Source organism: Mycobacterium sp. 5-140-3-2, assembly GCF_035666375.1.
In the GTDB taxonomy this organism is placed as follows: domain Bacteria; phylum Actinomycetota; class Actinomycetes; order Mycobacteriales; family Mycobacteriaceae; genus Mycobacterium; species Mycobacterium intracellulare.
Genome location: NZ_CP142025.1, coordinates 1658003 through 1682149 on the forward strand (window position 1 = coordinate 1658003; position 24147 = coordinate 1682149).

Annotated in this window: 25 protein-coding genes; 17 read left to right on the forward strand and 8 right to left on the reverse strand. The window is 68.3% G+C overall.

What is annotated here, in order from left to right; genetic code table 11:
- Positions 1-53: 53 nt before the first annotated feature.
- From P6281_RS07920 to P6281_RS07930, 3 genes are read right to left on the reverse strand one after another with little or no spacing between them, the layout of a single operon-like run.
- Positions 54-476: a PPOX class F420-dependent oxidoreductase gene (locus tag P6281_RS07920; RefSeq protein WP_008255252.1), complete on the reverse strand. Its 423-nt coding sequence runs from the start codon at positions 474-476 to the stop codon at positions 54-56.
- Between the two features lie 3 nt (positions 477-479).
- Entirely contained in the window at positions 480-1595 is a 1116-nt protein-coding gene (locus P6281_RS07925; RefSeq protein ID WP_014379697.1) for an acyl-CoA dehydrogenase family protein, read from the reverse strand.
- Between the two features lie 7 nt (positions 1596-1602).
- Positions 1603-2763: an acyl-CoA dehydrogenase family protein gene (locus P6281_RS07930; protein ID WP_008255257.1), complete on the reverse strand. Its 1161-nt coding sequence runs from the start codon at positions 2761-2763 to the stop codon at positions 1603-1605.
- A gap of 200 nt (positions 2764-2963) precedes the next feature.
- Here P6281_RS07930 and P6281_RS07935 point away from each other — a divergent pair, with 200 nt between their 5' ends.
- From P6281_RS07935 to holA, 3 genes are read left to right on the forward strand one after another with little or no spacing between them, the layout of a single operon-like run.
- Positions 2964-3827 carry a ComEA family DNA-binding protein gene (locus P6281_RS07935; RefSeq protein WP_009953600.1) on the forward strand — a complete coding sequence of 288 codons (864 nt, stop codon included), beginning with the start codon at positions 2964-2966 and terminating at the stop codon, positions 3825-3827.
- A 47-nt stretch (positions 3828-3874) separates the two neighbouring features.
- On the forward strand, positions 3875-5380 hold the full coding sequence (locus P6281_RS07940; protein WP_014711139.1) for a ComEC/Rec2 family competence protein: 1506 nt from the start codon (positions 3875-3877) through the stop codon (positions 5378-5380).
- 30 nt (positions 5381-5410) lie between these two features.
- Positions 5411-6364: a DNA polymerase III subunit delta gene (holA, locus tag P6281_RS07945; RefSeq protein ID WP_085977676.1), complete on the forward strand. Its 954-nt coding sequence runs from the start codon at positions 5411-5413 to the stop codon at positions 6362-6364.
- A gap of 9 nt (positions 6365-6373) precedes the next feature.
- Here holA and rpsT read toward each other — a convergent pair whose 3' ends face one another.
- Positions 6374-6634 carry a 30S ribosomal protein S20 gene (rpsT, locus tag P6281_RS07950; protein ID WP_008255272.1) on the reverse strand — a complete coding sequence of 87 codons (261 nt, stop codon included), beginning with the start codon at positions 6632-6634 and terminating at the stop codon, positions 6374-6376.
- Between the two features lie 145 nt (positions 6635-6779).
- On the opposite strand from rpsT, the gene P6281_RS07955 reads away from it, so the two are divergent.
- Genes P6281_RS07955 through P6281_RS07965 form a run of 3 tightly spaced genes read left to right on the forward strand, consistent with a single transcriptional unit; the run spans position 6780 to position 10271 of the window.
- On the forward strand, positions 6780-8468 hold the full coding sequence (locus tag P6281_RS07955; RefSeq protein WP_014382197.1) for a circularly permuted type 2 ATP-grasp protein: 1689 nt from the start codon (positions 6780-6782) through the stop codon (positions 8466-8468).
- A complete protein-coding gene (locus tag P6281_RS07960; RefSeq protein ID WP_014382198.1) occupies positions 8455-9432 on the forward strand; it encodes an alpha-E domain-containing protein in 978 nt (325 codons plus the stop codon). Before P6281_RS07955 ends, P6281_RS07960 begins: the two co-directional genes overlap by 14 nt.
- The gene (locus P6281_RS07965; RefSeq protein ID WP_014382199.1) at positions 9432-10271 is read left to right on the forward strand and encodes a transglutaminase family protein; all 840 of its coding nucleotides are present in this window, start codon (positions 9432-9434) and stop codon (positions 10269-10271) included. Before P6281_RS07960 ends, P6281_RS07965 begins: the two co-directional genes overlap by 1 nt.
- 16 nt (positions 10272-10287) lie before the next feature.
- Here P6281_RS07965 and P6281_RS07970 read toward each other — a convergent pair whose 3' ends face one another.
- Positions 10288-10647: a winged helix-turn-helix transcriptional regulator gene (locus tag P6281_RS07970; RefSeq protein WP_014384186.1), complete on the reverse strand. Its 360-nt coding sequence runs from the start codon at positions 10645-10647 to the stop codon at positions 10288-10290.
- 105 nt (positions 10648-10752) lie between these two features.
- On the opposite strand from P6281_RS07970, the gene P6281_RS07975 reads away from it, so the two are divergent.
- Positions 10753-11121, forward strand: coding sequence for a DoxX family protein (locus P6281_RS07975; RefSeq protein ID WP_041785440.1), 369 nt, complete (start codon positions 10753-10755; stop codon positions 11119-11121).
- Between the two features lie 96 nt (positions 11122-11217).
- Positions 11218-11916, forward strand: a complete 699-nt coding sequence (locus P6281_RS07980) for a hypothetical protein (RefSeq protein ID WP_014384188.1) — start codon at positions 11218-11220, stop codon at positions 11914-11916.
- Between the two features lie 4 nt (positions 11917-11920).
- On the opposite strand, the gene P6281_RS07985 is transcribed toward P6281_RS07980, so the two are convergent.
- A complete protein-coding gene (locus tag P6281_RS07985) occupies positions 11921-12763 on the reverse strand; it encodes a ribonuclease Z (protein WP_014384189.1) in 843 nt (280 codons plus the stop codon).
- A gap of 168 nt (positions 12764-12931) precedes the next feature.
- Between P6281_RS07985 and P6281_RS07990 the strand changes: the two genes are divergently transcribed.
- The gene (locus P6281_RS07990) at positions 12932-13360 is read left to right on the forward strand and encodes a CBS domain-containing protein (RefSeq protein WP_008255284.1); all 429 of its coding nucleotides are present in this window, start codon (positions 12932-12934) and stop codon (positions 13358-13360) included.
- A gap of 126 nt (positions 13361-13486) precedes the next feature.
- On the opposite strand, the gene P6281_RS07995 is transcribed toward P6281_RS07990, so the two are convergent.
- Positions 13487-14089 carry a type II toxin-antitoxin system PemK/MazF family toxin gene (locus tag P6281_RS07995; RefSeq protein ID WP_008255287.1) on the reverse strand — a complete coding sequence of 201 codons (603 nt, stop codon included), beginning with the start codon at positions 14087-14089 and terminating at the stop codon, positions 13487-13489.
- Between the two features lie 117 nt (positions 14090-14206).
- Between P6281_RS07995 and lepA the strand changes: the two genes are divergently transcribed.
- The 3 genes from lepA to P6281_RS08010 are packed head-to-tail and all read left to right on the forward strand — an operon-like array spanning position 14207 to position 17599.
- Positions 14207-16078, forward strand: coding sequence for a translation elongation factor 4 (lepA, locus tag P6281_RS08000; protein WP_080587992.1), 1872 nt, complete (start codon positions 14207-14209; stop codon positions 16076-16078).
- Positions 16079-16080: 2 nt separating this feature from the next.
- On the forward strand, positions 16081-16839 hold the full coding sequence (locus P6281_RS08005) for a sensor domain-containing protein (protein WP_009952323.1): 759 nt from the start codon (positions 16081-16083) through the stop codon (positions 16837-16839).
- Positions 16840-16855: 16 nt separating this feature from the next.
- The gene (locus tag P6281_RS08010; RefSeq protein ID WP_014384191.1) at positions 16856-17599 is read left to right on the forward strand and encodes a sensor domain-containing protein; all 744 of its coding nucleotides are present in this window, start codon (positions 16856-16858) and stop codon (positions 17597-17599) included.
- 17 nt (positions 17600-17616) lie between these two features.
- On the opposite strand, the gene P6281_RS08015 is transcribed toward P6281_RS08010, so the two are convergent.
- Positions 17617-19575, reverse strand: a complete 1959-nt coding sequence (locus P6281_RS08015) for a glycoside hydrolase family 15 protein (RefSeq protein WP_172417567.1) — start codon at positions 19573-19575, stop codon at positions 17617-17619.
- Positions 19576-19792: 217 nt separating this feature from the next.
- Here P6281_RS08015 and P6281_RS08020 point away from each other — a divergent pair, with 217 nt between their 5' ends.
- From P6281_RS08020 to P6281_RS08040, 5 genes are all read left to right on the forward strand, one after another.
- Complete coding sequence (locus P6281_RS08020) at positions 19793-19987, forward strand: hypothetical protein (RefSeq protein WP_009952319.1); 195 nt, start codon at positions 19793-19795, stop codon at positions 19985-19987.
- Positions 19988-20322: 335 nt separating this feature from the next.
- Entirely contained in the window at positions 20323-21363 is a 1041-nt protein-coding gene (locus P6281_RS08025; protein ID WP_324738697.1) for a sulfate ABC transporter substrate-binding protein, read from the forward strand.
- Positions 21360-22232, forward strand: coding sequence for a sulfate ABC transporter permease subunit CysT (gene cysT, locus P6281_RS08030; protein WP_009952316.1), 873 nt, complete (start codon positions 21360-21362; stop codon positions 22230-22232). Before P6281_RS08025 ends, cysT begins: the two co-directional genes overlap by 4 nt.
- A complete protein-coding gene (cysW, locus tag P6281_RS08035) occupies positions 22229-23047 on the forward strand; it encodes a sulfate ABC transporter permease subunit CysW (RefSeq protein WP_324738698.1) in 819 nt (272 codons plus the stop codon). The genes cysT and cysW overlap by 4 nt, the downstream gene beginning before the upstream one ends.
- A 13-nt stretch (positions 23048-23060) precedes the next feature.
- Positions 23061-24143, forward strand: coding sequence for a sulfate/molybdate ABC transporter ATP-binding protein (locus P6281_RS08040; protein ID WP_008255301.1), 1083 nt, complete (start codon positions 23061-23063; stop codon positions 24141-24143).
- The last annotated feature ends 4 nt before the right edge of the window (positions 24144-24147 follow it).

Consider the following 24147-nt stretch of genomic DNA (forward strand, 5'->3'; position numbering starts at 1 on the left):
CGCGGAAAGCCGGCGTGTCGGCCCAACAACTCGACGTTCGGCCGGTTACGCGCTCAGTCGCTGATGTCGAATCCCGCGTTGATCTTGGTCGGTCGCACCCGCACCACGAGCTCGCCGGGCGAGGAGTTGCGCCGGCCGAACTCCTCGGCGCGCTCGGCGCCCATGTACCGGGCGCCGGTTCGGGTGGCGATGTCCAGCACGTCCGCGGGGTCTTCGCTCACCGTCGCCACGCCCTGCACCTGGACGAACGAGTAGGGCGGGTGCGGGTCGTCGACGCAGATCACGACGCGTGAATCACGCGCTATCGCACGCCCTTTCGACGTGTCACGGCCGGTGTTGAAGGCCAGCTGACCCTCGTCGACGACGAACCACACCGGGGTGACCAGCGGCCGGCCGTCGGCGGCGACGTACCCCAGCATCCCGGTGCGGGTGCCGGCCGACAGAAACTCGATGACCCTGTCCGACAGCTCGGCCATGGGTCAGAGGCGGACCAGCTCGTAGTCGCCGAGCCGGTCGATCAGGTTGTGCAGGTGCTCGCCGGAGGTGCCCAGGGTGTGCTCGATGGCGGTGAGCCGGGCGGCGTAGTGGCTGATCGGATATTCCGCGGTGACGCCGATGCCGCCGTGCATCTGGATCGACTCCTGCGCGATGTGCCGGCCCGAGCGGCCGATCTGCAGCTTGGCCCGCGAGGCGATCACCGGATCGAGGTTGCCGTCGGCGATCGACATCGCCGCGTACAGGCTCATGCTGCGGGCCAGTTCCAGCGACACGTACATGTCGGCGGCCCGCTGTGTCAGCGCCTGGAATTTGTTGAGCGTGACACCGAACTGCTTGCGGGTCTTGAGGTAATCGGTCGTCAGGCGCAGCGATTCCTCCATCGCCCCGAGCGCCTCGGCGCACAGCGCCGACTGGATGCGGATGATGGCGTTGCGGATGGCGCCCGACGCGTCGGCCGCCTCACCCAGAGGTTCGGCGGCGGCGGAGTCGAGGTCGATCTGGGCGCCGCGCTGCCCGTCGAAGGTGCGGTACGGGTGCCGTGTCACAGTCTTTTCGACGCTCGCGTCGACCAGGAACAGGCCCGTGCCGCCGTCGGGCAGGGCGGCGCTGACCACCAGGGTGTCGGCGCAGTCCCCGGCGAGCACCGGGTTCTTACGGCCGCTCACCGTCCACGAATCACCTTGCTGCGCAGCCTTGGTGGTCAACGCGGCGGACGGCCTGCGTTGGCCCGGTTCGAGGTGGGCGAAGGCCAACAGCCGCTGCCCGGACGCGACCTCGTCGAGCAGCTGCTTCTGTTCCTGGCTGCCCAGCTCGGCGACCAGCGCGCCGGGTCCCAGCGCGGCGTGCAGGACGGGTTCGGGGGCCAGCCGGCGCCCGATCTCGGTCAGCACCACCGCGATCTCGATCTGGCCGGACTCGTCGGGCTCGAATCCCAGCCCGAGGATCCCGGTGTCGGCGAGCTGGCTCCAGACCTCGCGGCTCCAGCCCAGATCGGAGCCGATGACCTTGTTGCGGCTTTCCGGGTCATAGGTGCGCGCCAGTAGGTCGCGGGTGGTGTCTCGGAGCAGGGACTGCTCGTCGCTCAACTGAAAGTCCATGGCTGCCTCACAATCCCAGAATGGTGGACGCGATGATGTTGCGTTGCACTTCGCTGCTGCCGCCGTAGATCGACGTCTTGCGGTAGTTGAGGTAGTGCGGCGCACTGTGCTGCGCCCAGGACGGCGACGAGATGTCTTCGCCGTTGGCCGGTAGCGCATCCGGCCCGGCGACCTCGACGAGCAGTTCGGTGGCGATCTGCTGCAACTGGCTGCCGCGCAGTTTGAGCACCGACGAGGCCGGGTTGGGCTGCCCGTTGGCGGAGTCGGTGACTACACGCGACTGCGTGAGTTCCAGTGCGAGCAGCTCGTTTTCGGCTTCGGCCAGCCGCGCCGCGAACAACGGATCGTCGAGCACCCCGGTGGCCGCGGCGTGCTTCTTCACCTCGGCGAGGCGCACCTTGGTCCGGCCCACGCCGGCGATGCCGGTGCGCTCGTTGCCCAGCAGGAATTTCGCGTACGTCCAGCCCTTGTTCTCTTCTCCGACAAGCTGATTGGCCGGCACGCGGACGTCTTCGAAAAACACCTCGTTGATCTCGTGGCCGCCGTCGATCGTCTTGATGGGCCGCAGCGTGATGCCCGGCGTCTTCATGTCGAACAGCAGGAACGAGATGCCGGCCTGGCGCTTGGGCGCCTGGGGGTCGGTGCGGACCAGGCAGAAGATCCAATCCGCGTACTGGCCGAGGGTGGTCCAGGTCTTCTGGCCGTTGACGACGTAGCTGTCGCCGTCGCGGACCGCGGTGGTGCGCAGCGACGCCAGGTCCGACCCGGCCTCCGGCTCGGAAAACCCTTGGCACCACCAGATGTCGAGGCTGGCCGTCGGGGGCAGAAAGCGTTGTTTGACTTCCTCCGAACCGAATTCGGCGATCACCGGGCCCACCATCTTGGTGTTGAAGTTCAGCGGCTCCGGGACGCACGCCAGCTGCATCTCGTCGGCCCAGATCTGGTGCTGGGTCGGCGTCCAGTCCTTGCCGCCCCACTCGACCGGCCAGTTCGGTACCGCCAACCCGTGTTCGTGCAAGATTTTGTGGCTGGTGACGATGTCGTCGCGGTTCACTTCCGCCGAGCCCTGGCGCACCCGGTCGCGCAACTCCTGGGGGATCTTGGTCGTGTAGATGCTGCGGAGTTCGTCGCGGAACGCGGCTTCCTCGGGTGTGAGCGCCAGTTGCATGGCAGCCTCCTGTCGTGTCGGGGTGACCGTGGCGACCCATCACCCAGAGCCGATTTCTGGCGATGCTGGTCGTTCGCTCAACCTCCATCTTGACCCATCCCCTGCGGGCGCTGTGCACAGCCTCGGGTTAATCCACAGATCGGCCCCGAGGCGTCCTGCGCCGGGCCGGTTGCGGCGGCGGGCGGACCTACGGTCGGCCCATGCGAACAGAACTTCCGGCCGAGCGCCTGCAGCGGCGGCTCCGCGCCGAACCGGATGCCGATGCGGCCGCCGGGGATTCCGGGACGACGTCGGCCGAGGACTCCGCGAACGACGACCAGAACTCGCTGCTGCCGCGCTGGCTGCCCGACGCGTCCGACGATCGGGGCTGGGTGGCGAAGGTGCGCGCCGACCCGGGACGCGCGGGCGCCATCGGGCTGGCGATCGTGGCGGCGCTGGCGGTGCTGGTCACGGTGTTCACGTTGGTGCGCGACCGGCCGGCGCCGGTGATGTCGGCCAAGCTGCCGCCGGTCGAGAAGGTGGCGACGGCGAGCCCGCGCTCCTCGGCGAGCCCCGCCGCCGAACCGGACCACCCGGTGGTGGTCAGCGTCGTCGGCCTGGTGCACACCCCTGGGCTGGTGACGCTCGCGCCCGGCGCCCGCATCGCCGACGCGCTGCAGGCCGCCGGCGGCGCGGTGAACGGCGCCGACACCATCGGACTGAACATGGCCCGACCGCTCGGCGACGGTGAGCAGATCGTGGTCGGTCTCGCTCCCGCTCCGGGACAGCCGACGGCGCTGGGCAGTTCGGTGGCCTCCGGATCGCCGCCCACGTCCAAAGCGCCGCCCCCTCGGCCGGGGGCGGGGCCCGGGTCGGCCAAGCCGAAAGCGGGCGAGGCGGTCAACCTCAACACCGCGACCGTCCAGGAACTCGACGCGCTGCCGGGCGTCGGGCCGGTCACCGCCGCCGCGATCGTGGCGTGGCGGCAGGCCAATGGCAGGTTCACCAGCGTGGACCAGCTCGCCGATGTCGAGGGCATCGGGCCGGCGCGGCTGGAGAAGCTACGCGCCCTGGTCCGTGTCTGAGGGTGCATCACCCCGGGTTGGGTGCCCCGCCCGGCGCCCGAGTCGATGTGCGCCTGGTGCCGCCGGCGCTGACCTGCTGGGCGGTGACCGCCGGCGGGATCTGGTGGCCGATCGGGCGCGCCCTCGCTTGGTGCTGCGTCGTGTTGATCGGCGCCTCGGCAGCGCTGGCGTGGCGCGCGCGAGACCGTCCCGCTGCAGGGGCGCGGTTACGGGCGATCAGCGCCGCGCTCGCGGCGATCGGCGTCGTGGGGGCGGGTTTCGGGTTCGCGATCGCGTTGCGCGCCGACGCGGTCGATCGCCACCCGATCGCCGCGGTGTACGGCATGACCGCCGCGGTCACGGTCACCCCCACCGAGAGCCCGGTGTCGTTGGGTAGCGCCCGGTTGATGTTTCGGGCCACCCTGCAACGCCTGCGGGACGACGAGATCTCCGGGCGGGTGGTCGTTTTCGCGCGCGCCGCGGATTTCGGTGGGCTGATGGTGGGACAACCACTGCGGTTCAGCGCGCGCATCGGCCGCCCGATGCGGCGCGATTTGACGGTCGCGGTGCTCAACGCGTCGGGCCGGCCGACCATGGGCGCCGCGGGCGCCGTGCAACGTGTGGCGCACGGCGTGCGCAGCCGGTTCTCCGCGGCGGTCCGCGAGGCGTTGCCCGGCGAGCAGGCCGCGCTGCTGCCCGCGCTGGTGCTCGGCGACACCTCGGCGGTGTCCAGCGACACGGGCCGTGACTTCCGCGCGGCCGGCATGACGCACCTGATGGCGGTGTCGGGGGCCAACGTGACGATCGTGTGTGCCGCCGTGCTGTTCTCGGCCCGATTACTCGGCCCCCGGACGGCCGTCGTCCTTGCCGCGCTGGCTTTGGTGGCCTTCGTCATCGTCGTGCAACCGACCGCCAGCGTGTTGCGGGCCGCGGTGATGGGCGCCATCGCGTTGGCGGGAATGCTGTCTTCGCGTCGGCGCCAAGCCATTCCGGCCCTTGCCGCCGCGGTGCTGCTGTTGTTTGCCGTCGCCCCGCAGCTGGCCGTCGACGTCGGGTTCGCGTTGTCGGCGCTCGCCACGGCCGCGCTGATCGTCGTCGCACCGGTCTGGTCGCGGCGGCTGACGGCCCGAGGTTGCCCCAAGCCGCTGGCCGATGCGCTGGCCGTAGCCTGGGCCGCGCAGATCGTGACCGCGCCGCTGGTCGCGGCGATCTCCGGCCGGTTCAGCGTGGTCGCCGCCGCCGCCAACCTCGTCGTGGCGGCCGTGATCGCGCCGATCACGGTGTTGGGCACCGCGGCCGCGGCACTCTGCCCGGTATGGCCGGCCGCCGCGCGGCTGCTCATTCGCTTCACCGGCCCCGAGTTGTGGTGGGTGGCCGGCGTGGCCCGCTGGGCGGCCGGCCTGCCCGGGGCGACGGTGCCGGTCCCGGAGGGCACGCCCGGCACGATGCTCGTCGGCGGTGTGACCGTGCTGGCGATCGTGCTGTGGCGGTGGCGCCCGTTCCGCCTCGTCTCGGGGGTGGCCGCGCTGGCCGGGCTGGCCTGGGCGCTGTCCGGGATCGTCGGTCGGCCGTGACACCATCATGGGGTGAGCGAGGTTTCGCCGTTGCACCTGGTGCTGGGAGATGAGGAGCTGCTGGTCGAGCGGGCGGTGGCCGACGTGCTGCGGTCGGCGCGGAAACGGGCCGGCAACGACGCGGACATTCCGGTCAACCGGATGCGAGCGGGTGACGTCAGCACCTACGAGCTCGCCGAGCTGCTGAGCCCCTCGCTGTTCGCCGACGAACGCATCGTCGTGCTGGAGGCCGCCGGCGAAGCGGGCAAAGACGCTGCCGCAGTGATTGTTTCGGCCGCGACCGACATGCCGGCGGGCGTCGTGCTGGTGGTGGTGCACTCGGGCGGCGGGCGGGCCAAGGCGCTGGCCACCGACCTGCAGAAGCTCGGCGCCCAGGTGCACCCGTGCGCGCGGATCACCAAGCTCAGCGAACGCATCGACTTCGTCCGCAAGGAGTTCCGCGCCCTGCGCGTCAAGGCCGACGAGCAGACCGTGACCGCGATGCTGGACGCGGTCGGCTCCGACCTGCGCGAGTTGGCGTCCGCCTGCTCCCAATTGGTCGCCGACACCGGCGGCGCCGTCGACGCCGCCGCGGTGCGGCGCTATCACAGCGGCAAGGCCGAGGTGAAAGGCTTCGACATCGCCGACAAGGCGGTGGCCGGCGACATCGAGGGAGCAGCCGAGGCGCTGCGCTGGGCGATGATGCGAGGCGAGCCCCTCGTGGTGCTGGCGGACGCCCTGGCCGAGGCGATCCACACCATCGGCCGCGTCGGACCGCTGTCCGGCGATCCCTACCGGATGGCGTCGCAGCTGGGCATGCCGCCCTGGCGGGTGCAGAAGGCCCAGAAACAGGCCCGGCATTGGTCCCGCGACACGGTGGCCGCGGCGATGCAGGTTGTCGCGGCGCTCAACGCGAACGTCAAGGGGGCGGTGGCGGACGCCGACTACGCCCTGGAATCCGCGGTCAGGCAGGTTGCCGAGCTAGCCGCCCAGCGCAGCCGCTGAGGCCGGGCCTCAGAGCTTGTTGAGGGCCTGCGCCAGCGCCGACTTCTTGTTGGCGGCCTGGTTCTTGTGAATCACGCCCTTGCTGGCGGCCTTGTCCAGCTTGCGGTTGGTCGACACCAGCAACTCGGCGGCCTTCTCCTTGTCGCCGGCGCTGGTGGCCTCGCGGAACGCGCGGACGGCGGTGCGCAGCGACGACTTCACCGACTTGTTGCGCAGGCGAGCGCGCTCGTTCGTCTTGTTGCGCTTCTGCTGCGACTTGATGTTGGCCACGCTCGAGTTCCTTCTTCGATCAGACGTTTGGTTGGGGCGCCGGAAATCACCACAGCGATTGCCCAGGTTATCAGTGAGTTACGTTTTCTCCCAAAACGGGAACACGTCGGCTGCCAGAACATCGATTTGAGGCAGCATCTGAACAGTGAGTCTGACGAACCAGCTTGAGGAGACCAGGCGGGGTTTTCGCGCTGCGCGTTCTGAGCGGATTTTCGGTGGATACAACACATCCTCGGACGCCTACGACATGGCCTTCGACGAGATGTTCGACGCCCAGGGCGCCGTTCGTGGCCCCTACAAGGGCATCTACGCCGAACTTGCGCCGTCGGACGCCTCGGAGCTCAAGGCTCGCGCCGAAGCGCTCTCGCGCGCGTTCCTCGACCAGGGCATCACCTTCTCTTTGTCGGGCCAGGAGCGGCCCTTTCCGCTGGACTTGGTGCCGCGGGTCATCTCGGCCGCCGAGTGGGCCCGGCTCGAACGCGGCATCACCCAGCGGGTCAAGGCGCTCGAGATGTACCTCGACGACATCTACGGCGACCAGGAAATCCTCAACGACGGGGTGATCCCGCGCCGGTTGGTCACCTCGTGCGAGCATTTCCACCGCCAGGCGATGGGCATCGTCCCGCCCAACGGCGTCCGGATCCACGTCGCCGGCATCGATCTGATCCGCGACGAAAAGGGCAATTTCCGGGTCCTCGAGGACAATCTGCGCTCGCCGTCGGGCGTCTCCTATGTAATGGAGAACCGCCGCACCATGGCCCGCGTCTTCCCGAACCTGTTCGCCACGCATCGCGTGCGTTCCGTCGACGACTACGCCTCCCACCTGCTGCGGGCGCTGCGCAACTCCGCGGCCACCAACGAGGCCGACCCGACGGTGGTGGTGCTGACCCCGGGCGTCTACAACTCGGCGTATTTCGAGCATTCGCTGCTGGCCCGTCAGATGGGTGTCGAGCTGGTCGAAGGGCGCGACATGTTCTGTCGCGACAACCAGGTGTACATGCGCACCACCGAAGGGGAGCGCCAGGTCGACGTCATCTACCGGCGCATCGACGACGCCTTCCTGGACCCGCTGCAGTTCCGCGCCGACTCGGTGCTGGGGGTGGCCGGCCTGGTCAACGCCGCCCGCGCCGGAAACGTCGTCATCTCCAGCGCGATCGGCAACGGCGTCGGCGACGACAAACTCGTCTACACCTACGTGCCCACCATGATCGAGTACTACCTGGGCGAGAAGCCGCTGCTGGCCAACGTCGAGACGCTGCGCTGCTGGCTCGACGACGAACGCGAAGAGGTGCTCGACCGGATCGACGAGTTGGTCCTCAAGCCGGTCGAGGGATCCGGCGGCTACGGCATCGTGTTCGGCCCGGAGGCCTCCGACAAGGAGTTGGCCGCCGTCGCCAAAAAGATCCGCGACGATCCGCGCAGCTGGATCGCCCAGCCGATGATGGAGCTTTCGACGGTGCCGACACAGGTCGGCAGCGCGCTCGCCCCCCGCTACGTCGACTTGCGTCCGTTCGCGGTCAACGACGGCAACGACGTCTGGGTGCTGCCCGGTGGCCTGACCCGGACCGCGCTGGTCGAGGGATCACGGGTGGTCAACTCCAGCCAGGGCGGCGGCTCGAAGGACACCTGGGTGTTGGCGTCGCGGGCATCGGCCGGCGACCACGAGCTCGAGGCGGCGGAGGTGGTGCGGGCGCTGCCGACCTCCATGCCCGACCCCATGCTGGACGACTCGCCGCGGCTGGCCTCGCAACAGCCGCAACCCACCGAACGGCCCGTGCGCGAGCAGCTCGAACAGCAGCAGCAACAGCGGGCGGTGTTCGATGCTGGCACGTAACGCCGAGGCGCTCTACTGGATCGGGCGCTACGTCGAACGCGCCGACGACACCGCGCGGATTCTGGACGTTGTCCTGCACCAGTTGCTCGAGGATTCCAGCGTCGACCCCGATCAGGCTTCGCGCCTGCTGCTGCGGGTGCTCGGCATCGATCCACCGGATCATGAACTCGACGTGTGGTCGTTGACCGATTTGGTGGCCTACAGCAAAAACGCCCAGGGCGGCTGCTCGATCGTCGACGCCATCACCGCGGCCCGCGAAAACGCGAAGTCGGCGCGGGAGGTGACGTCCAGCGAGATCTGGGAGTGCCTCAACACCACCTACCACGCCCTGCCCGAACGCGAGCGCGCCGCCAAACGCCTTGGGCCGCATGACTTCCTGTCGTTCGTGGAACGGCGGGCGGCGATGTTCGCCGGGCTGGCCGACTCCACGCTGTCGCGCGACGACGGGTATCGCTTCATGGTCTTGGGTCGGGCGATCGAGCGCGTCGACATGACGGTGCGCCTGTTGCTGTCGCGGGTCGGAGACAGCGCCTCGTCCCCGGCCTGGGTGACGCTGCTGCGGTCGGCGGGCGCGCACGACACCTATCTGCGCACGTATCGCGGTGTGCTCGACGCGGGGCGGGTGGTCGAGTTCATGTTGCTCGACCGGCTGTTTCCGCGTTCGGTGTTCTACTCGCTGCGGCTGGCCGAACACAACCTCGATGAACTGGTCCGCAATCGGCAGAGCCGGATCGGGGCGACCGCCGAGGCCCAGCGGTTGCTGGGGCAGGCCCGCAGCGAGTTGGAGTTCGTCCAGCCGGGGGTGCTGCTCGAGACGCTGGAGGGCCGGCTGGCGGGCCTGCAGCGCACCTGCCGCGACGTCGGGGAAGCCTTGGCGCTGCAGTACTTTCACATCGCGCCGTGGGTGGCGTGGTCGGACGCCGGTCAGCGCCCCCGACTGGTCAGCAGGAAAGAGGACGGCTGATGTGGCGGCTGCGGGTGGTGCACACCACGGGGTACGCCTACCAGTCACCGGTGACCGCCTCCTACAACGAAGCCCGGCTGACGCCGCGGTCGAACAACCGCCAGAACGTCATCCTCAACCGCGTCGAAACCATCCCGGCAACCCGGTCCTACCGCTACATCGACTATTGGGGTACCGCGGTGACGGCGTTCGATTTGCACGCGCCGCACACCGATCTGACGGTGATGTCCTCTTCGGTCGTGGAGACCGAACGCGCCGAGGGGCCGGCCACCGAGGCGGGCTGGGACGACCTGCGCTCGGATGCCGTGATCGATCGCTTCGACGACCTGCTCCGCCCCACCGGGCACACCCCGGCCAGCAAGCGGGTGGCCTCGGTGGGCAAGAAGATCAGCAAAACCCACGCGCCGGCCGAAGCCGTTGTCGCCGCAGCCCATTGGGTGCGCGACGAACTGGACTACCTGCCGGGAACAACCAGCGTGCACTCGTCGGGGCTGGACGCGCTCAAGGCGGGCACGGGTGTCTGCCAGGACTTCGTACACCTGACGCTGATGTTGTTGCGGGGCATGGGGATTCCCGCGCACTACGTTTCGGGATACCTGCATCCCAAACGCGACGCCGTCGTCGGGGACACCGTGGAAGGGCGCAGTCACGCCTGGATCGAGGCGTGGACGGGGGCCTGGTGGAGTTATGACCCCACCAACGACACCGAGATCACCGAGCAGTACGTCGGCGTGGGTGCGGGTCGCGACTACGCCGATGTTTCCCCATTGAAGGGCATCTACTCCGGGGAGGGCGCCACCGATCTCGACGTGATTGTGGAGGTGACCCGGCTCGCCTAGGGGCCGGTATGCACCGCTACCGTGACGTGCGGTTGGCGTTGATCTCCTCGCGGTGCGCCATGGCCCATTGGGCCAACGAGATCACCAGCGGTAGCAATGTCCGCCCCAGTTCGGTCAATTCGTACTCGACTCGCGGTGGCACCTCGGCGTAGGCCGTGCGGTCGACCAGGCCATCCACGACAAGATGCTTGAGCGTCAGGGTGAGCATCCGCTGCGAGATGCCTTCCACGGCCGCCTCCAGCGCACCGAACCGCATTGGCCCGTCACGCAACGTGCCGATTACCAGCAGGCTCCACTTGTCGCCGATGCGATCCAGGACCTCCCGGACCGCCCCGCCCTCGGGTATCCGTGGCGTCTTTCGTGTGACGTTGGTCATAGCGAGGTCTCCGTCCTGGATACATACACCGATGTGCCTTATGCGGCCGCCCCAGCGCTGACACACGATGTGGCTACGCACAAATGGTAAGGATTGGGGATCATCGTGAACATTGCGCTGTGGGCCGTGCAGGGTCTACTCGCATTCGCCTATCTCGTCGCGGGCGGGCTCAAAGTCGTTCGGCCGCGCGAACAACTCGTAGCGTCGGGCCGGCTCGACTGGATGAAGGACCACTCGGACGCCGCGGTCAAGGCTGTCGGCGCGGTCGAGATCGTCGGCGCGCTCGGCGTGATCCTGCCCGGGGCCACCGGCATCGCCCGCATCCTGACCCCGATCGCTGCGGTGGGTCTGGTCATCGTGCAGATCGGCGCGATGCGCGTGCACCTGACGCGTAACGAGCGAGAACCTCTGCCCATCAACGTGATTCTCCTGCTGCTCGCGGCTTTCGTCGCCGTCGGCCGATCCGTGAGTTGAGCCCTCCGCGAGGGTGCCGCTGTCCTCTCGCCCGACGCGCTCGGTAGCCCGACGCAGAGGCGCCAACGGCGAACGGGTGCGCGATACCGTTTGGCAATGAACGGTATCCGCGAAACCGGGGCCCACCCCGAGGCGAACGGCCCCCACCGCGGGCCGCCCCTGACGCCGCTGTCTCTGCTGTGCGTCGGGCTGCTCTTCGGGGGGATCGCGATCGGCGTCGGGATCGGCGGTGTCATGCCGTTGCCGTACGGCCCCGTCGGCGCGGTGGCCGCGTACGTGCGGGCCCAGCCAACCGCCCTGCGCGTCATGGCCGTTGCGACGTTCGCGTCGGCCGTCCCGCTGGCGGTCTACGCGGCGACGGCCGCCGCGCGGCTGAGGCAACTCGGCGCCGGCCGCGCGGCGGCCGCGACCGCGCTTACGGCCGGCGCCTTGGCCGCCGGCGCGCTCGGCTTGGCCGGCGCGCTGGGTTGGGCGATGTCGTGGCCGGAAGTCAGCGCCGACACCCCCGTGGCGAGAGCGCTGTACTTGCTCGTCTTTCTCACCGGCGGCCCGGCCCACATCGTGGCGTTGGGCCTGTTGGTGGCCGCGATGGCGGCGCCCGGGGGAGTGCTGCCCGGCCCGCTCGCCCGGGCCGGCCTGGCGACCGCCGTCCTCGCCGAATCGGCGGCCGGCGTTTTGATCTGGCCCGCGCTGGGGGTGCTGTTGCCGGTCGCCCGGGTGGTGGCGCTGACCTGGCTGGTGGTGGCGGGTGTCGCGATTACCCGTGCGGCGCAACGCGATTCGTCGTCCCGGTAGGGCGTCAGGTGGGCGCGTCGACCTGAACCCGGTGCAGGTCGTCGCCGAGCTCGATGCGCCCACCGAACTGCTCGGCGGCCAGCGCCCGCCACTGCTCTTCCTGGCCGGGCACCAGCGCGGGCACGTAGTGCGTCATGACCAGGGTGCCGACGCCCGCGCGGGCGGCGGTCGCCGCCGCCTCTTCCACCGAGGAGTGGTAATCGCAGATGTCGACGAGCCGCTGCTGCGGGATGGCGGCGACGATGTCCTTGCGGATCACGGTGTGCACCAGGGCGCCGGCCGCGGCCGCGAGCTCGTCCAGGCTCGCGCACGGCACGGTGTCGCCGGCCAGCACCACCGATGCCCCCTTGTATTCGATGCGGAACCCGATGGTCGGGGCCACCGGCCGGTGATCGGTGGCGCCCACCCGGATCGATACGCCGTCGCGGTCCCACACCGGACCGTCGGTGTATTCGTGGACCTCGACGGCCGGCGGCGCATTCAGATCGGCGTGATGGGCGATGCGGTAGCCGATGTCGTGGTGAAACGCCTTCAGCGTCGCCTCCACCAGTTCCGCGGTGCCGGGCGGCCCGATGATGGGCAGCGGCGCGGGATCGGGGGTGAAGGTGCTGATCCACCGCGTGATGAGGACGTCTCCGAGGTCGCCGACGTGATCGCTGTGAAGGTGGGTGAGGAGCAGCGCCGACAAGCTGGCCGCACCCACCCCGACCGCCGCCGCCCGCTGCAGCACCCCGCGCCCGCAGTCCGCCAAAAACACCTGCCCGCCGGCCCGCACGAGGGTCGACGGCCCGGCCCGGTTCGGGTCGGGGATCGGACTTCCGGTGCCCAGCAGAGTGACCTCGATCATGGCCCTATCTTGCAGGTCCCCTCGGTTTGCGGTGGCCCGATCGAACGATCCGGCCGGCCGGCGGCGCTTGGACACGATCTGTGTGCAGGTTCTCGTGGTGGCTTTTCCGCCGCGCGAGTTAGCCGTAGCCTGATGTGAAGCGGATCACAAACCCGGCTGGAGGCCTTAATGCGGATTGCGGACGTCTTGCGGAACAAGGGCGCGGCGGTGGTGACCATCAACCCGGACGCGACGGTTCGTGAGCTGCTGGCGGGTCTGACCGAGCAGAACATCGGCGCCATGGTGGTGGTCGGCGACGAGGGGGTCGTCGGCATCGTGTCGGAGCGCGACGTCGTGCGCCAGCTCCACACTCATGGCGCCAGCGTGCTGTCACGCCCGGTCTCCAAGATCATGACCAGCATGCTGGCCACGTGCACGAAGGCCGACACCGTCGATGCGATCAGCGTGCTGATGACCAAGAACCGGGTGCGTCACGTGCCGGTGCTGGACGGGAAGAAGCTGATCGGCATCGTCAGCATTGGTGACGTGGTGAAGACCCGGATGGAAGAACTCGAGGCCGAGCAGCAGCAGCTGCAGTCCTACATCACCCAGGGCTGACTCGGCGGGGGCTTGCTCAACCCGCCGGCCCCGCTCGCCGAACGTGCAATCAGGGCGAAAATTCGGCGGTTTTCTCGCCGTGAGTGCACGCTCGGCGAAGTGCCAGGGCTCGGCGGAACGGCCGACTCAGCGCCACGAGTAGTCGGCGCGCAGCCGCGCCGCCACCACGTCGAAGATCTCGCGGTCCAGGATCGCGCCCTCGCGGCGGATGCCCTCTTCGGGCACGTCGAGCACGCGGTCCAGCCGAACCCAACTGGATCGTCCCTCGTAATCCCAACTGCCCGAGCCGATTCCAACCCACTCCGGATCGGCGGCGTGGCGCTCCTGGCTGGAGACCATCAAGCCCAGCAGGGTGCCGCGGTCGCGTCCGACGACCAGCACGGGCCGGTCCTTGCCCCGGCTGGGATCGTCCTCGTAAACCACCCACGTCCAGACGATCTCGCCGGGATCGGCCCGGCCGTCCAGGCTCGGCGCGTACACGAGTTTGCGGGCCCGCTGCGCGGTGGGCCGGCTGTTGCTGGTCACCGGCCGGCCCGCGACCGTCGTGTCGGACGGTGGCGGCGCCGCGGCGGCGATGACGTTCGCGGTGATCCGCACGGCCTGTTGCAACTCGCGCAGGACGGTCTGGGAATTCTGGACGTGCCGGGCCAGCCGCGGGGCCCCGTTGAACACCAGATTCTCGGCAAACCGCTGGAACGTCTTCCACTGCGATTTCCGGGCAGACGCCATATTCGCAGCATAGACGCGAGCAACCGGGGGCGACTGTGTCCAAGTAGGTCCGGGCGACGCTGCATAGATACGCTGGACATGCCCGCGAACCGCCAGTAAAACGGCCGCGCCGCGCCCATCACGTTTGAAGTAGACCAGGAGATTCCCATCAGCAGTTTCGCCGACAAGACCTTCACCGCGCCGGCGCAGATTCGGAATTTCTGCATCATCGCCCACATCGATCACGGCAAGTCGACGCTGGCCGACCGGATGCTGCAGCTCACCGGCGTCGTCGATGAGCGCTCGATGCGCGCCCAGTACCTGGACCGGATGGACATCGAGCGCGAGCGCGGCATCACCATCAAGGCGCAGAACGTCCGGCTCCCGTGGAAAGTCGACGACGAAGACCATGTCCTGCACCTGATCGACACCCCGGGCCACGTCGACTTCACCTACGAGGTGTCGCGCGCGCTGGAGGCCTGCGAGGGCGCGGTGCTGCTGGTCGACGCCGCCCAGGGCATCGAGGCGCAGACCCTGGCCAACCTCTACCTGGCGCTGGACCGTGACCTGACCATCATCCCGGTGCTCAACAAGATCGACCTGCCGGCGGCCGACCCGGACCGCTACGCCGGAGAGCTCGCCCACATCATCGGCTGCGGGCCCGACGACGTGCTGCGGGTGTCCGGCAAAACCGGCGAGGGAGTGGCCGAGCTGCTCGACGAGGTGGTGCGCCAGGTGCCGCCCCCGCAGGGCAAGGCCGACGCGCCCCTGCGGGCGATGATCTTCGACTCGGTCTACGACATCTACCGCGGCGTGGTGACCTACGTCCGGGTGGTCGACGGCAAGATCACACCGCGCGAACGCATCGCGATGATGTCCACGGGCGCCACGCACGAACTGCTCGAGGTCGGCATCGTCTCGCCCGAGCCGAAGGCCAGCGAGGGCCTGGGCGTGGGCGAGGTGGGTTACCTGATCACCGGGGTCAAGGACGTCCGCCAGTCCAAGGTGGGTGACACCGTGACGACGGCCAAGCGCGGCGCCGCCGAAGCGCTGACGGGATACCGCGAGCCCAGGCCGATGGTCTACTCGGGGCTGTATCCCGTGGACGGTTCGGACTATCCGGTTCTGCGCGACGCGCTGGACAGGCTGCAACTCAACGACGCGGCCCTGACCTACGAGCCGGAGACGTCGGTGGCGCTGGGCTTCGGATTCCGTTGTGGCTTCTTGGGTTTGCTGCACATGGAGATCACCCGGGAGCGCCTGGAGCGAGAGTTCGACCTGGACCTGATCTCGACGTCGCCCAACGTCGTCTATCGCGTGGTCAAAGAGGACAACACCGAAGTCGTCGTGACCAACCCGTCGGACTGGCCCGAAGGCAAGGTCCGCACCGTCTACGAGCCGGTGGTGAAGACCACCATCATCGCGCCCAGCGAATTCATCGGCACCATCATGGAACTGTGCCAGTCGCGCCGCGGCGAGCTCGGCGGGATGGACTACCTGTCACCCGAACGCGTGGAGCTGCGCTACACCATGCCGCTGGGCGAGATCATCTTCGACTTCTTCGACTCCCTGAAGTCACGCACCCGCGGCTACGCCAGCCTCGACTACGAGGAGGCCGGCGAGCAAGAGGCCCAGCTGGTCAAGGTCGACATCCTGTTGCAGGGCGAGGCGGTCGATGCGTTCAGCGCGATCGTGCACAAGGACGGCGCCTCGGCCTACGGCAACAAGATGACCACCAAGCTCAAAGAGCTGATCCCACGCCAGCAGTTCGAGGTGCCGGTCCAGGCGGCGATCGGATCGAAAATCATTGCGCGCGAAAACATCCGAGCCATCCGCAAGGACGTGCTATCCAAATGTTACGGCGGTGACATCACCCGCAAGCGCAAACTTCTGGAAAAGCAGAAGGAAGGCAAGAAGCGGATGAAGACCATCGGGCGGGTCGACGTACCGCAGGAGGCGTTCGTCGCGGCGCTGTCCGCGGACGCGGCGGGGGACAAGGGCAAGAAGTAGCCATGCGGATACTCAAAGCGGCGGCGACGCTCGCAGCGCTGGCCACGCTGGTGACAGGATGCGGCGCGGTCGTGAACGGAACGGCGAAGCCGGCACCGAACCTGAAGCTGCGTCCGCTGAGCGGCGCGACGGTCAGCAAGGTGCTGCTCGACGGCGCGATGCTGTCGCGGATGCTGGACCAGACGCTGATCTCCCGCGAGCCGGCGCAAGTCGGCGGCCCCGAGAAGCTCTACCAGGTCAAGCGGTCGACGTCGCAGGCCGGTTGCCTGGGCGTGACGGCGATGCTGCAAAAGAGCGTGTACCGCTCAGCCCAGGTCCAGGACGTCGCCTCGGTGTCGTGGTGGAACAACGGCGAACCGGCGCAGGTGATCACCGTGATGGAGGGCGTGGTCACGCTGCCTTCGGCCGCGCAGGCTCAGGCGTTGTTCGCGCAGTTCTCGCAGCAGTGGCAGCAATGCAACGGCATGACGACCTCGGAACAGACCGGCCCGATCAGCACGACGAACGTCATCAGCGATGTCCGCGGCACCGCTACCACCATCGCGGCGACCAAAACCGCCACCTCGGTGCTGCCCAACATGCCCGCCCTGCGGCCCACCCCCCAGGCGCGGGCCATCGGTATCCGGTCGAACTGCCTCGTGGAGGTCGAGGTGGTCTTCTTCGGCGGGCGGCGATCCACCGACCCGGGATCGGCCAACGTCAACAGCAGCGCGCTCGACATCGCGCGCGCCATGATGGACAGGGTCAACGCCCTGAGCTGAGGTCGGGAGGGGTGAAGTGAAAAGCACCTGGCACTCGCTGGCCGCTGTGGTCGCGGTGCTGCTGGTGAGCGGGTGCACCCAAACCATCTCCGGCACAGGCACTCTGGCGCCGAACGCGGGTCGGGTGCCGGCCATCAAGCGGGCCTTGTTCGACGGTACCGCGCTGGCGAAGCTGCTCGACCAGCCGTTCCAGCCATACCCGCATTACTCGTTGTTCGGGGGCGGCGACAAATTGGGAACCGCGTGGGATAAGGCGAAGCCCGCCGAGTGCATCGGCGTCGTCCATTTGATGCAGCGGGGCCCGTATGGCTCGGCGCCGATACTAGAAACGGCCGCCGAAATGTGGGTGGGCAAAAGGGATTCGGTGAAGATCGACATTGTCCAGCAAGGCATCGTCGCGTTGCGGACGGCCGCTGACGCCGACGCGCTCTTCGCCAGGTTCGTCGCGCGGTGGCAGAAGTGCGACGGGACCACGCTGATAGCGCCGCCGACCGATATCTACGGTACGGATGCCATCTCCGACGTGCGCGTCCTGAATTCGGTTGTCGCGGCTACGGTTTCGATGGGGTCCGCCCCGTACTCGGTTTTGAACGCAACACCCGTGGCCCGGGCCCTCGGCGTCAAGGGGCCTTACGTTGTCGAGGTGAGGGTCGACTTCATTCCCATTTATGGTCCGGGAGATCAGGGCAACGGCAACATCAACACCACCGCCATCGACCTCGCCCACGCGCTCATGGACAAACTCGGCGCCCGCAGCTGACGCGGGCTCCCTTCCGGCTACATCGGCGCGTTGGCGGGCTGGAACATCCCGGAGCCGTCGGCCTCCTCCTCGGCCCGGATGACGTGCACCACCGCGTTGATCAGCGCCAGGTGGGTGAACGCCTGCGGGAAGTTGCCCAGCTGGCGGCCGGTGCGCGGCTCGATCTCCTCCGCATACAGGTGCAGCGGGCTGGCGTAGGACAGCAACCGCTCGCACAGGCGTTTGGCGCGGCGCACCTCCCCGATCTCGACCAGCGCCGACACCAGCCAGAACGAGCAAATCGTGAACGTGCCCTCCTCGCCGGACAGCCCGTCGTCGGTCTCCTCGACCCGGTAGCGCAGCACCAGGCCCTCCTGGGTGAGTTCGTCGGCGATCGCCAGGACGGTGTTGCGCACCCGCGGGTCGTCCGGCGGCAGGAACCGTGTCAGCACCACCAGCAGCAGCGAGGCGTCCAGCGCGTCGCTGCCGTAGCGCTGGGTGAAGACCCCGCGGGAATCCACGCCGTGCGCCAGGATGTCGGCCTTGATCTCCTCGGCGATGGCCCGCCACTGCTGGGCGTAGCTCTTCTCGCCCTGCCGTTCGGCCAGCTTCGCCCCGCGGTCGAGCGCCACCCAGCACATGACCTTCGACGACGTGAAGTGCTGCGGCTCCCCGCGCACCTCCCAGATTCCGCGGTCGGGCTCGCGCCAGTGCTTGATCGCCTCTTCCACCTGCTTCTTCAGCACCGGCCACAACGTCTCCGGGACCTGTTCGCGCGACTTGGCGTGCAGGTAGAAGGAGTCGAGGATGGAGCCCCAGATGTCGTGCTGGACCTGGTCGAAGGCGCCGTTGCCGATGCGCACCGGCCGGGCCTGGTCGTAGCCGGACAGGTGATGCAATTCCTCCTCGACGAGGCTGCGCTCCCCGCCCACGCCGTACATCACCTGCAGCGGGTGCCGCTCGTTGTTGTTGGCCCCCGAGACGTCGGCGATGAACGCGAAGAAGTCGTCGGCCTCGCGGTCGAGCCCGAGCGTGTACAGGCCCCACAACGCGAACGTGGAGTCGCGCACCCAGGCGTAGCGGTAGTCCCAGTTGCGTTCGCCCTGCGGTGTTTCCGGCAGCGACGTGGTGCTGGCCGCCAGTAGCGCGCCGGTAGGCGAGTAGGTCAACCCCTTCAGCGTGAGCGCGCTGCGCTGCAGGTAGGCCCGCCACGGGTGGTCGGGGAAGTTACCGATGTTGATCCACTGCCGCCAGCACTCGGTGGTCTGCCACATCTTGTCGGCGGCCTCTTGGTAGGTCTGCGGCGCCGGGTGCTTGGTCCAGCTCAGGGCCACGAACACGTCGTCGCCCTCCTTCATCCGGGTGCGTGCGCGCGCTTCGCGGCCTTCCAGCCCGATCCGCAGGTTGGTGGTGAGTCGCAGCGTGGGGTGGGCGTCGGGCTGCCTGGTGGCGCGCGCGATGGCCTCGCCGTACGCGTTGGCGGAGTATTCCCAGGTGGCCCCGACGCGGTGGTAGTCGAACGCCGGCTCGCAGCTCATCATCAGTTCGACGGTGCCGCTGACGCAGCGCACGGTGCGCAGCAGGATGTGCTCGGCGTCCCAGTCCATCGGGGTGCGGCGATGCGTCCGCGACCGGCGGTCCAGGTCGTGCCAGGGCCCCATGACCAGCGCGTCACGCACGATCAGCCATCCGGTGTGCGTCTGCCAGGTGGTCTCCATGATGAGGCTGCCCGGCAGATACCGGCGGGCCGAGGGCACCGAGACGCCGTAGGGGCCCAGCCGGAAATGGCCGGCGCTGCGGTCCAGGATCGCCCCGAACACGCTCGGCGAGTCCGGCCGCGGCACACACAGCCATTCCACCGACCCGGCCGGCGAGATCAGGCAGGTGGTTTCCCAGTCCGACAGGAACGCGTAATCGGCGATCGGCGGAAACGGGTTACGCAGGGCCGCGCTGGGAGCGAGGGGCCCGGGAGTGCGCAGGTCGATGGACGACGACATCGACGTGGCGGACGCCGCTGGAAACGCTTCCTCGGGCATGTCTTCGTCCGGCTGGGCCGGTTGGTCGTCGGGCTGAACATGCAGAACCATCTGGACATCATCGACCGCACGGCGGCCCGGCGTCCAACGTTTCGCCGACGCGGCGTGGCGTACCCCTTCCCGGGCGCCGATGTTCACGCATTGGTTTTGTGTGGCGGCGCCACATAGGGTGAGCTCCGTGAACGCGTTCCTCAACTGGTGGGACGGCAACGAGCTGTGGCTTTCGGGGCTCCCTTTCGTGCTGCAGGCCATGGTGGTGATGCCGGTCGTGCTGGCGGTGGCCTACGTGACGGGGGCCCTGCTCGACGGCCTCCTCGGCAAGGGCATCGAGTTGATGCGCCGTGCCCGCCATGTCGGTGAGACCTCCGGGTGACGCGCATGCCTCGGTCACACGTGACGCTGGTTCTCCTCATCTTGGTGGCGCTGGTGATCGGCACGTGGCTGGTCACGCACCTGATGCACCGGTGAGGCGCCCGCCGCGGTGGCGTGCGCCGGCTGCGGTGGCGGCACCGTCAATTCCTGTTAGGCTTCCCGCCATGCGCGTGGCGATTGGCATCCCGGGGTGCTATGCCTTCGTGCACTGTTGTCGCTGACTCCCAAACCCGTGTGCGGTCTGGTTCTGGAGTTCTCGAATCCTCCTGAAGTTCTAGTTGCCTTTCCGCTGAGACGGGACCGAGATCCGATAAGTCCCCCACCGGAAGGCCTTCGATGGACATCAGGACCGCATTGCGTTGGCGGCCTGTACTTGCCCTGGTTTCGACAGCCGGCGTGGCCGCAAGTATCGCCGGCTGCCACGGGGGCGCTAGCGATGCCGTCGGCGGCGGCGGGCTGGCCGGCGCACGCACTTCCATCACGCTGGTCGCCTATTCGGTCCCAGAACCCGGGTGGAGCAAGATAATTCCGGCGTTCAATGCCTCCGAAGAAGGCAAGGGCGTGCAGGTGGTGACCTCGTATGGGGCCTCCGGTGACCAATCCCGCGGTGTCGTCGACGGCAAGCCGGCCGACGTCGTGAACTTCTCCGTCGAACCCGACATCGCGCGACTGGTCAAGGCCGGCAAGGTTTCCAAAGACTGGAACACCGACGCCACCAAGGGGATCCCGTTCGGCTCGGTGGTCACGCTGGTGGTGCGCAAGGGCAATCCGAAGCACATCAAGGACTGGGATGACCTACTGCGGCCCGGCATTGAGGTCATCACGCCCAGCCCGCTCAGTTCGGGGTCGGCCAAGTGGAATCTGCTGGCGCCGTACGCCGTCAAGAGCGAAGGCGGCGCCAACAGCGCCGCCGGCGTGGATTTCATCAAGAAGCTGGTGACCGAGCACGTCAAACTCCGTCCCGGATCGGGACGCGAAGCCACCGACGTCTTCATCCAGGGCAGCGGTGACGTGCTGATCAGCTACGAGAACGAGGCCATCGCGACCGAGCGGGCGGGCAAGCCCGTCGACCACGTCAACCCGCCGCAGACCTTCAAGATCGACAATCCGGTCGCCGTCGTCAACACCAGCCCCCACCTGCAGGCCGCCGTCGCGTTCAAGAACTTCCAGTACACGGCCGCGGCCCAAAAGGTTTGGGCGCAGGCCGGTTTCCGGCCGGTCGACCCGTCGGTCGCCGCCGACTTCCGCGCCCAATATCCGGTGCCGACGAAGCTGTGGACCATCGCCGACCTCGGCGGCTGGAGCGCGGCGGATCCGCAGCTGTTCGACAAGAGCACCGGCAGCATCACCAAGGTCTACACGCAGGCCACCGGATGACGGCCATCACGCCGGACCCGCTGGCAATCCGGCCCGAACTCAGCGGCGACCCCGGGCACGGGCCGCTGCCCGGGCGTGGCCGCGGGACCACCGCCCTGCGGGTCGGGGCGGCAACGGTGTGGCTTTCGGTGATCGTGTTGCTGCCGCTGGCGGCGATCGCCTGGCAGTCCGCCGGCGGCGGCTGGCACGCGTTCTGGCTCGCGGTCACCTCCAATGCCGCGCTGGAATCCTTCCGAGTGACCCTGACGATCTCGGCCGGGGTGACTGTGCTCAACCTGATTTTTGGTCTGGTGATCGCGTGGGTGCTGGTGCGCGACGACTTCGTCGGGAAGCGACTGGTCGACGCGATCATCGACCTGCCGTTCGCGCTGCCCACCATCGTCGCCAGCCTGGTCATGCTGGCGTTGTACGGCAACAACAGCCCGGTGGGTCTGCACCTGCAGCACACCGCGTGGGGTGTGACGGTGGCGTTGGCCTTCGTGACGCTGCCCTTCGTGGTCCGCGCGGTTCAGCCGGTGCTGCTGGAGTTGGATCGCGAAGTCGAGGAGGCGGCGGCGTCGCTGGGCGCCAGCGGCCCGAAGATCTTCACCTCGGTGGTGCTGCCGGCGCTGCTGCCCGCGCTGTTGTCCGGTGCGGGCCTGGCGTTCTCGCGCGCGATCGGCGAGTTCGGGTCGGTGGTGCTGATCGGCGGCGCGGTGCCGGGCAAAACCGAAGTGTCATCGCAGTGGATACGGACCCTGATCGAAAACGACGACCGCACCGGCGCCGCCGCGATATCCATTGTGCTGTTGGCGATTTCGTTCGTGGTCCTGCTCATCTTGCGGATCGTGGGTGGGCACGCGGCCAAACGCGAGGAGCTGGCCGCATGACGTCGTCCGCCGGAGTCCGCTATTCCCTGCGATTCGTGGCGCTCGGATACATCTTCGTGTTGCTGGTCGTGCCGGTGTCGTTGATCCTGTGGAGGACGTTTCGGCCCGGGTTCGGCCAGTTCTACGCCTGGGTCAGCACTCCCGCGGCGATATCGGCGCTGAACCTGACCCTGCTGGTGGTGGCCATCGTGGTGCCGCTCAACGTAACCTTCGGCATCCCGACGGCATTGGTGCTCGCGCGCAACAGGTTTCGCGGCAAGGGCGTGCTGCAGGCGATCATCGACCTGCCGTTCGCGGTCTCACCCGTCATCGTGGGTGTGGCGTTGATCGTGTTGTGGGGCTCGGCGGGTGCGCTGGGATTCGTCGAAAACGACCTCGGGTTCAAGATCATCTTCGGCCTGCCGGGCATCGTGCTCGCCAGCATCTTCGTCACCCTGCCGTTCGTGGTGCGTGAGGTGGAGCCGGTGCTGCACGAGCTGGGAACCGACCAGGAGGAGGCGGCGGCGACGCTGGGTTCGGGCTGGTGGCAGACGTTTTGGCGGATCACGCTGCCGTCCATCCGGTGGGGCCTGACGTACGGCATCGTGTTGACAATCGCACGTACCCTGGGGGAATACGGTGCGGTGCTCATCGTGTCGTCGAACCTGCCGGGAAAGTCGCAAACACTGACATTGCTTGTTTCGGACCGATACAACCGCGGCGTCGAGTACGGCGCCTATGCGCTGTCGACCTTGCTGATGGGGGTTGCGGTGCTGGTGCTGATTTTCCAGGTGGTTCTCGACGCCCGCCGCGCCCGAGCGGCGAAGCAGGCCTGACGAGGAGGATGACGTGACAGACACCGGTACCGGCCGGGACGACCTCGCCATCATCGTGCGCGACGCCTACAAGCACTATGGCGACTTCGTCGCGCTGGACCACGTGGACTTCGTCGTGCCGACCGGGTCGCTGACGGCGTTGTTGGGTCCCAGCGGTTCGGGCAAATCGACGCTGCTGCGCACCATCGCCGGTCTCGACCAGCCCGACAGCGGAACCGTCACGATCTACGGTCGCGACGTGACCCGGGTGCCACCGCAGCGCCGCGGCATCGGGTTCGTCTTCCAGCACTACGCGGCATTCAAGCACCTGACCGTCCGCGACAACGTGGCCTACGGGCTCAAGGTTCGCAAGCGGCCCAAAGCCGAAATCAAAGCCAAGGTCGACAACCTGCTGGAAGTGGTGGGGCTCAGCGGTTTTCAGAGCCGCTATCCCAATCAGCTCTCCGGTGGTCAGCGACAGCGGATGGCGCTGGCTCGAGCGCTGGCGGTCGACCCGCAGGTGCTGCTGCTCGACGAGCCGTTCGGTGCGCTGGACGCCAAGGTGCGTGAGGATTTGCGGGCGTGGTTGCGCCGCCTGCACGACGAGGTGCACGTGACCACGGTGCTGGTCACCCACGATCAGGCGGAGGCATTGGATGTCGCCGACCGGATTGCGGTGCTCAATCACGGTCGCATCGAGCAGATCGGATCCCCGACCGACGTCTATGACGCCCCGGCGAACGCGTTCGTGATGTCGTTCCTCGGCGCGGTGTCCACCCTCAACGGCGCCCTGGTGCGTCCGCACGACATCCGGGTGGGTCGCAACCCCGAGATGGCGATCGCCGGCGGCGACGGCACCGCGGAGTCGATCGGGGTGGTGCGGGCCACCGTTGACCGGGTGGTGGCGCTGGGTTTCGAGGTGCGGGTCGAATTGACCAGCGCGGCCACCGGCGGCTTCTTCACGGCGCAGATCACACGCGGCGACGCCGAGGCCCTGGCATTACGCGACGGCGACACCGTCTACGTGCGTGCCACCCGGGTCCCACCGATCGCCCCGACTGCGGCGGAGCCCGGTCACAAAGCGGACGAGGATGAGAACACGCTGACCTCAGCGTGATTCG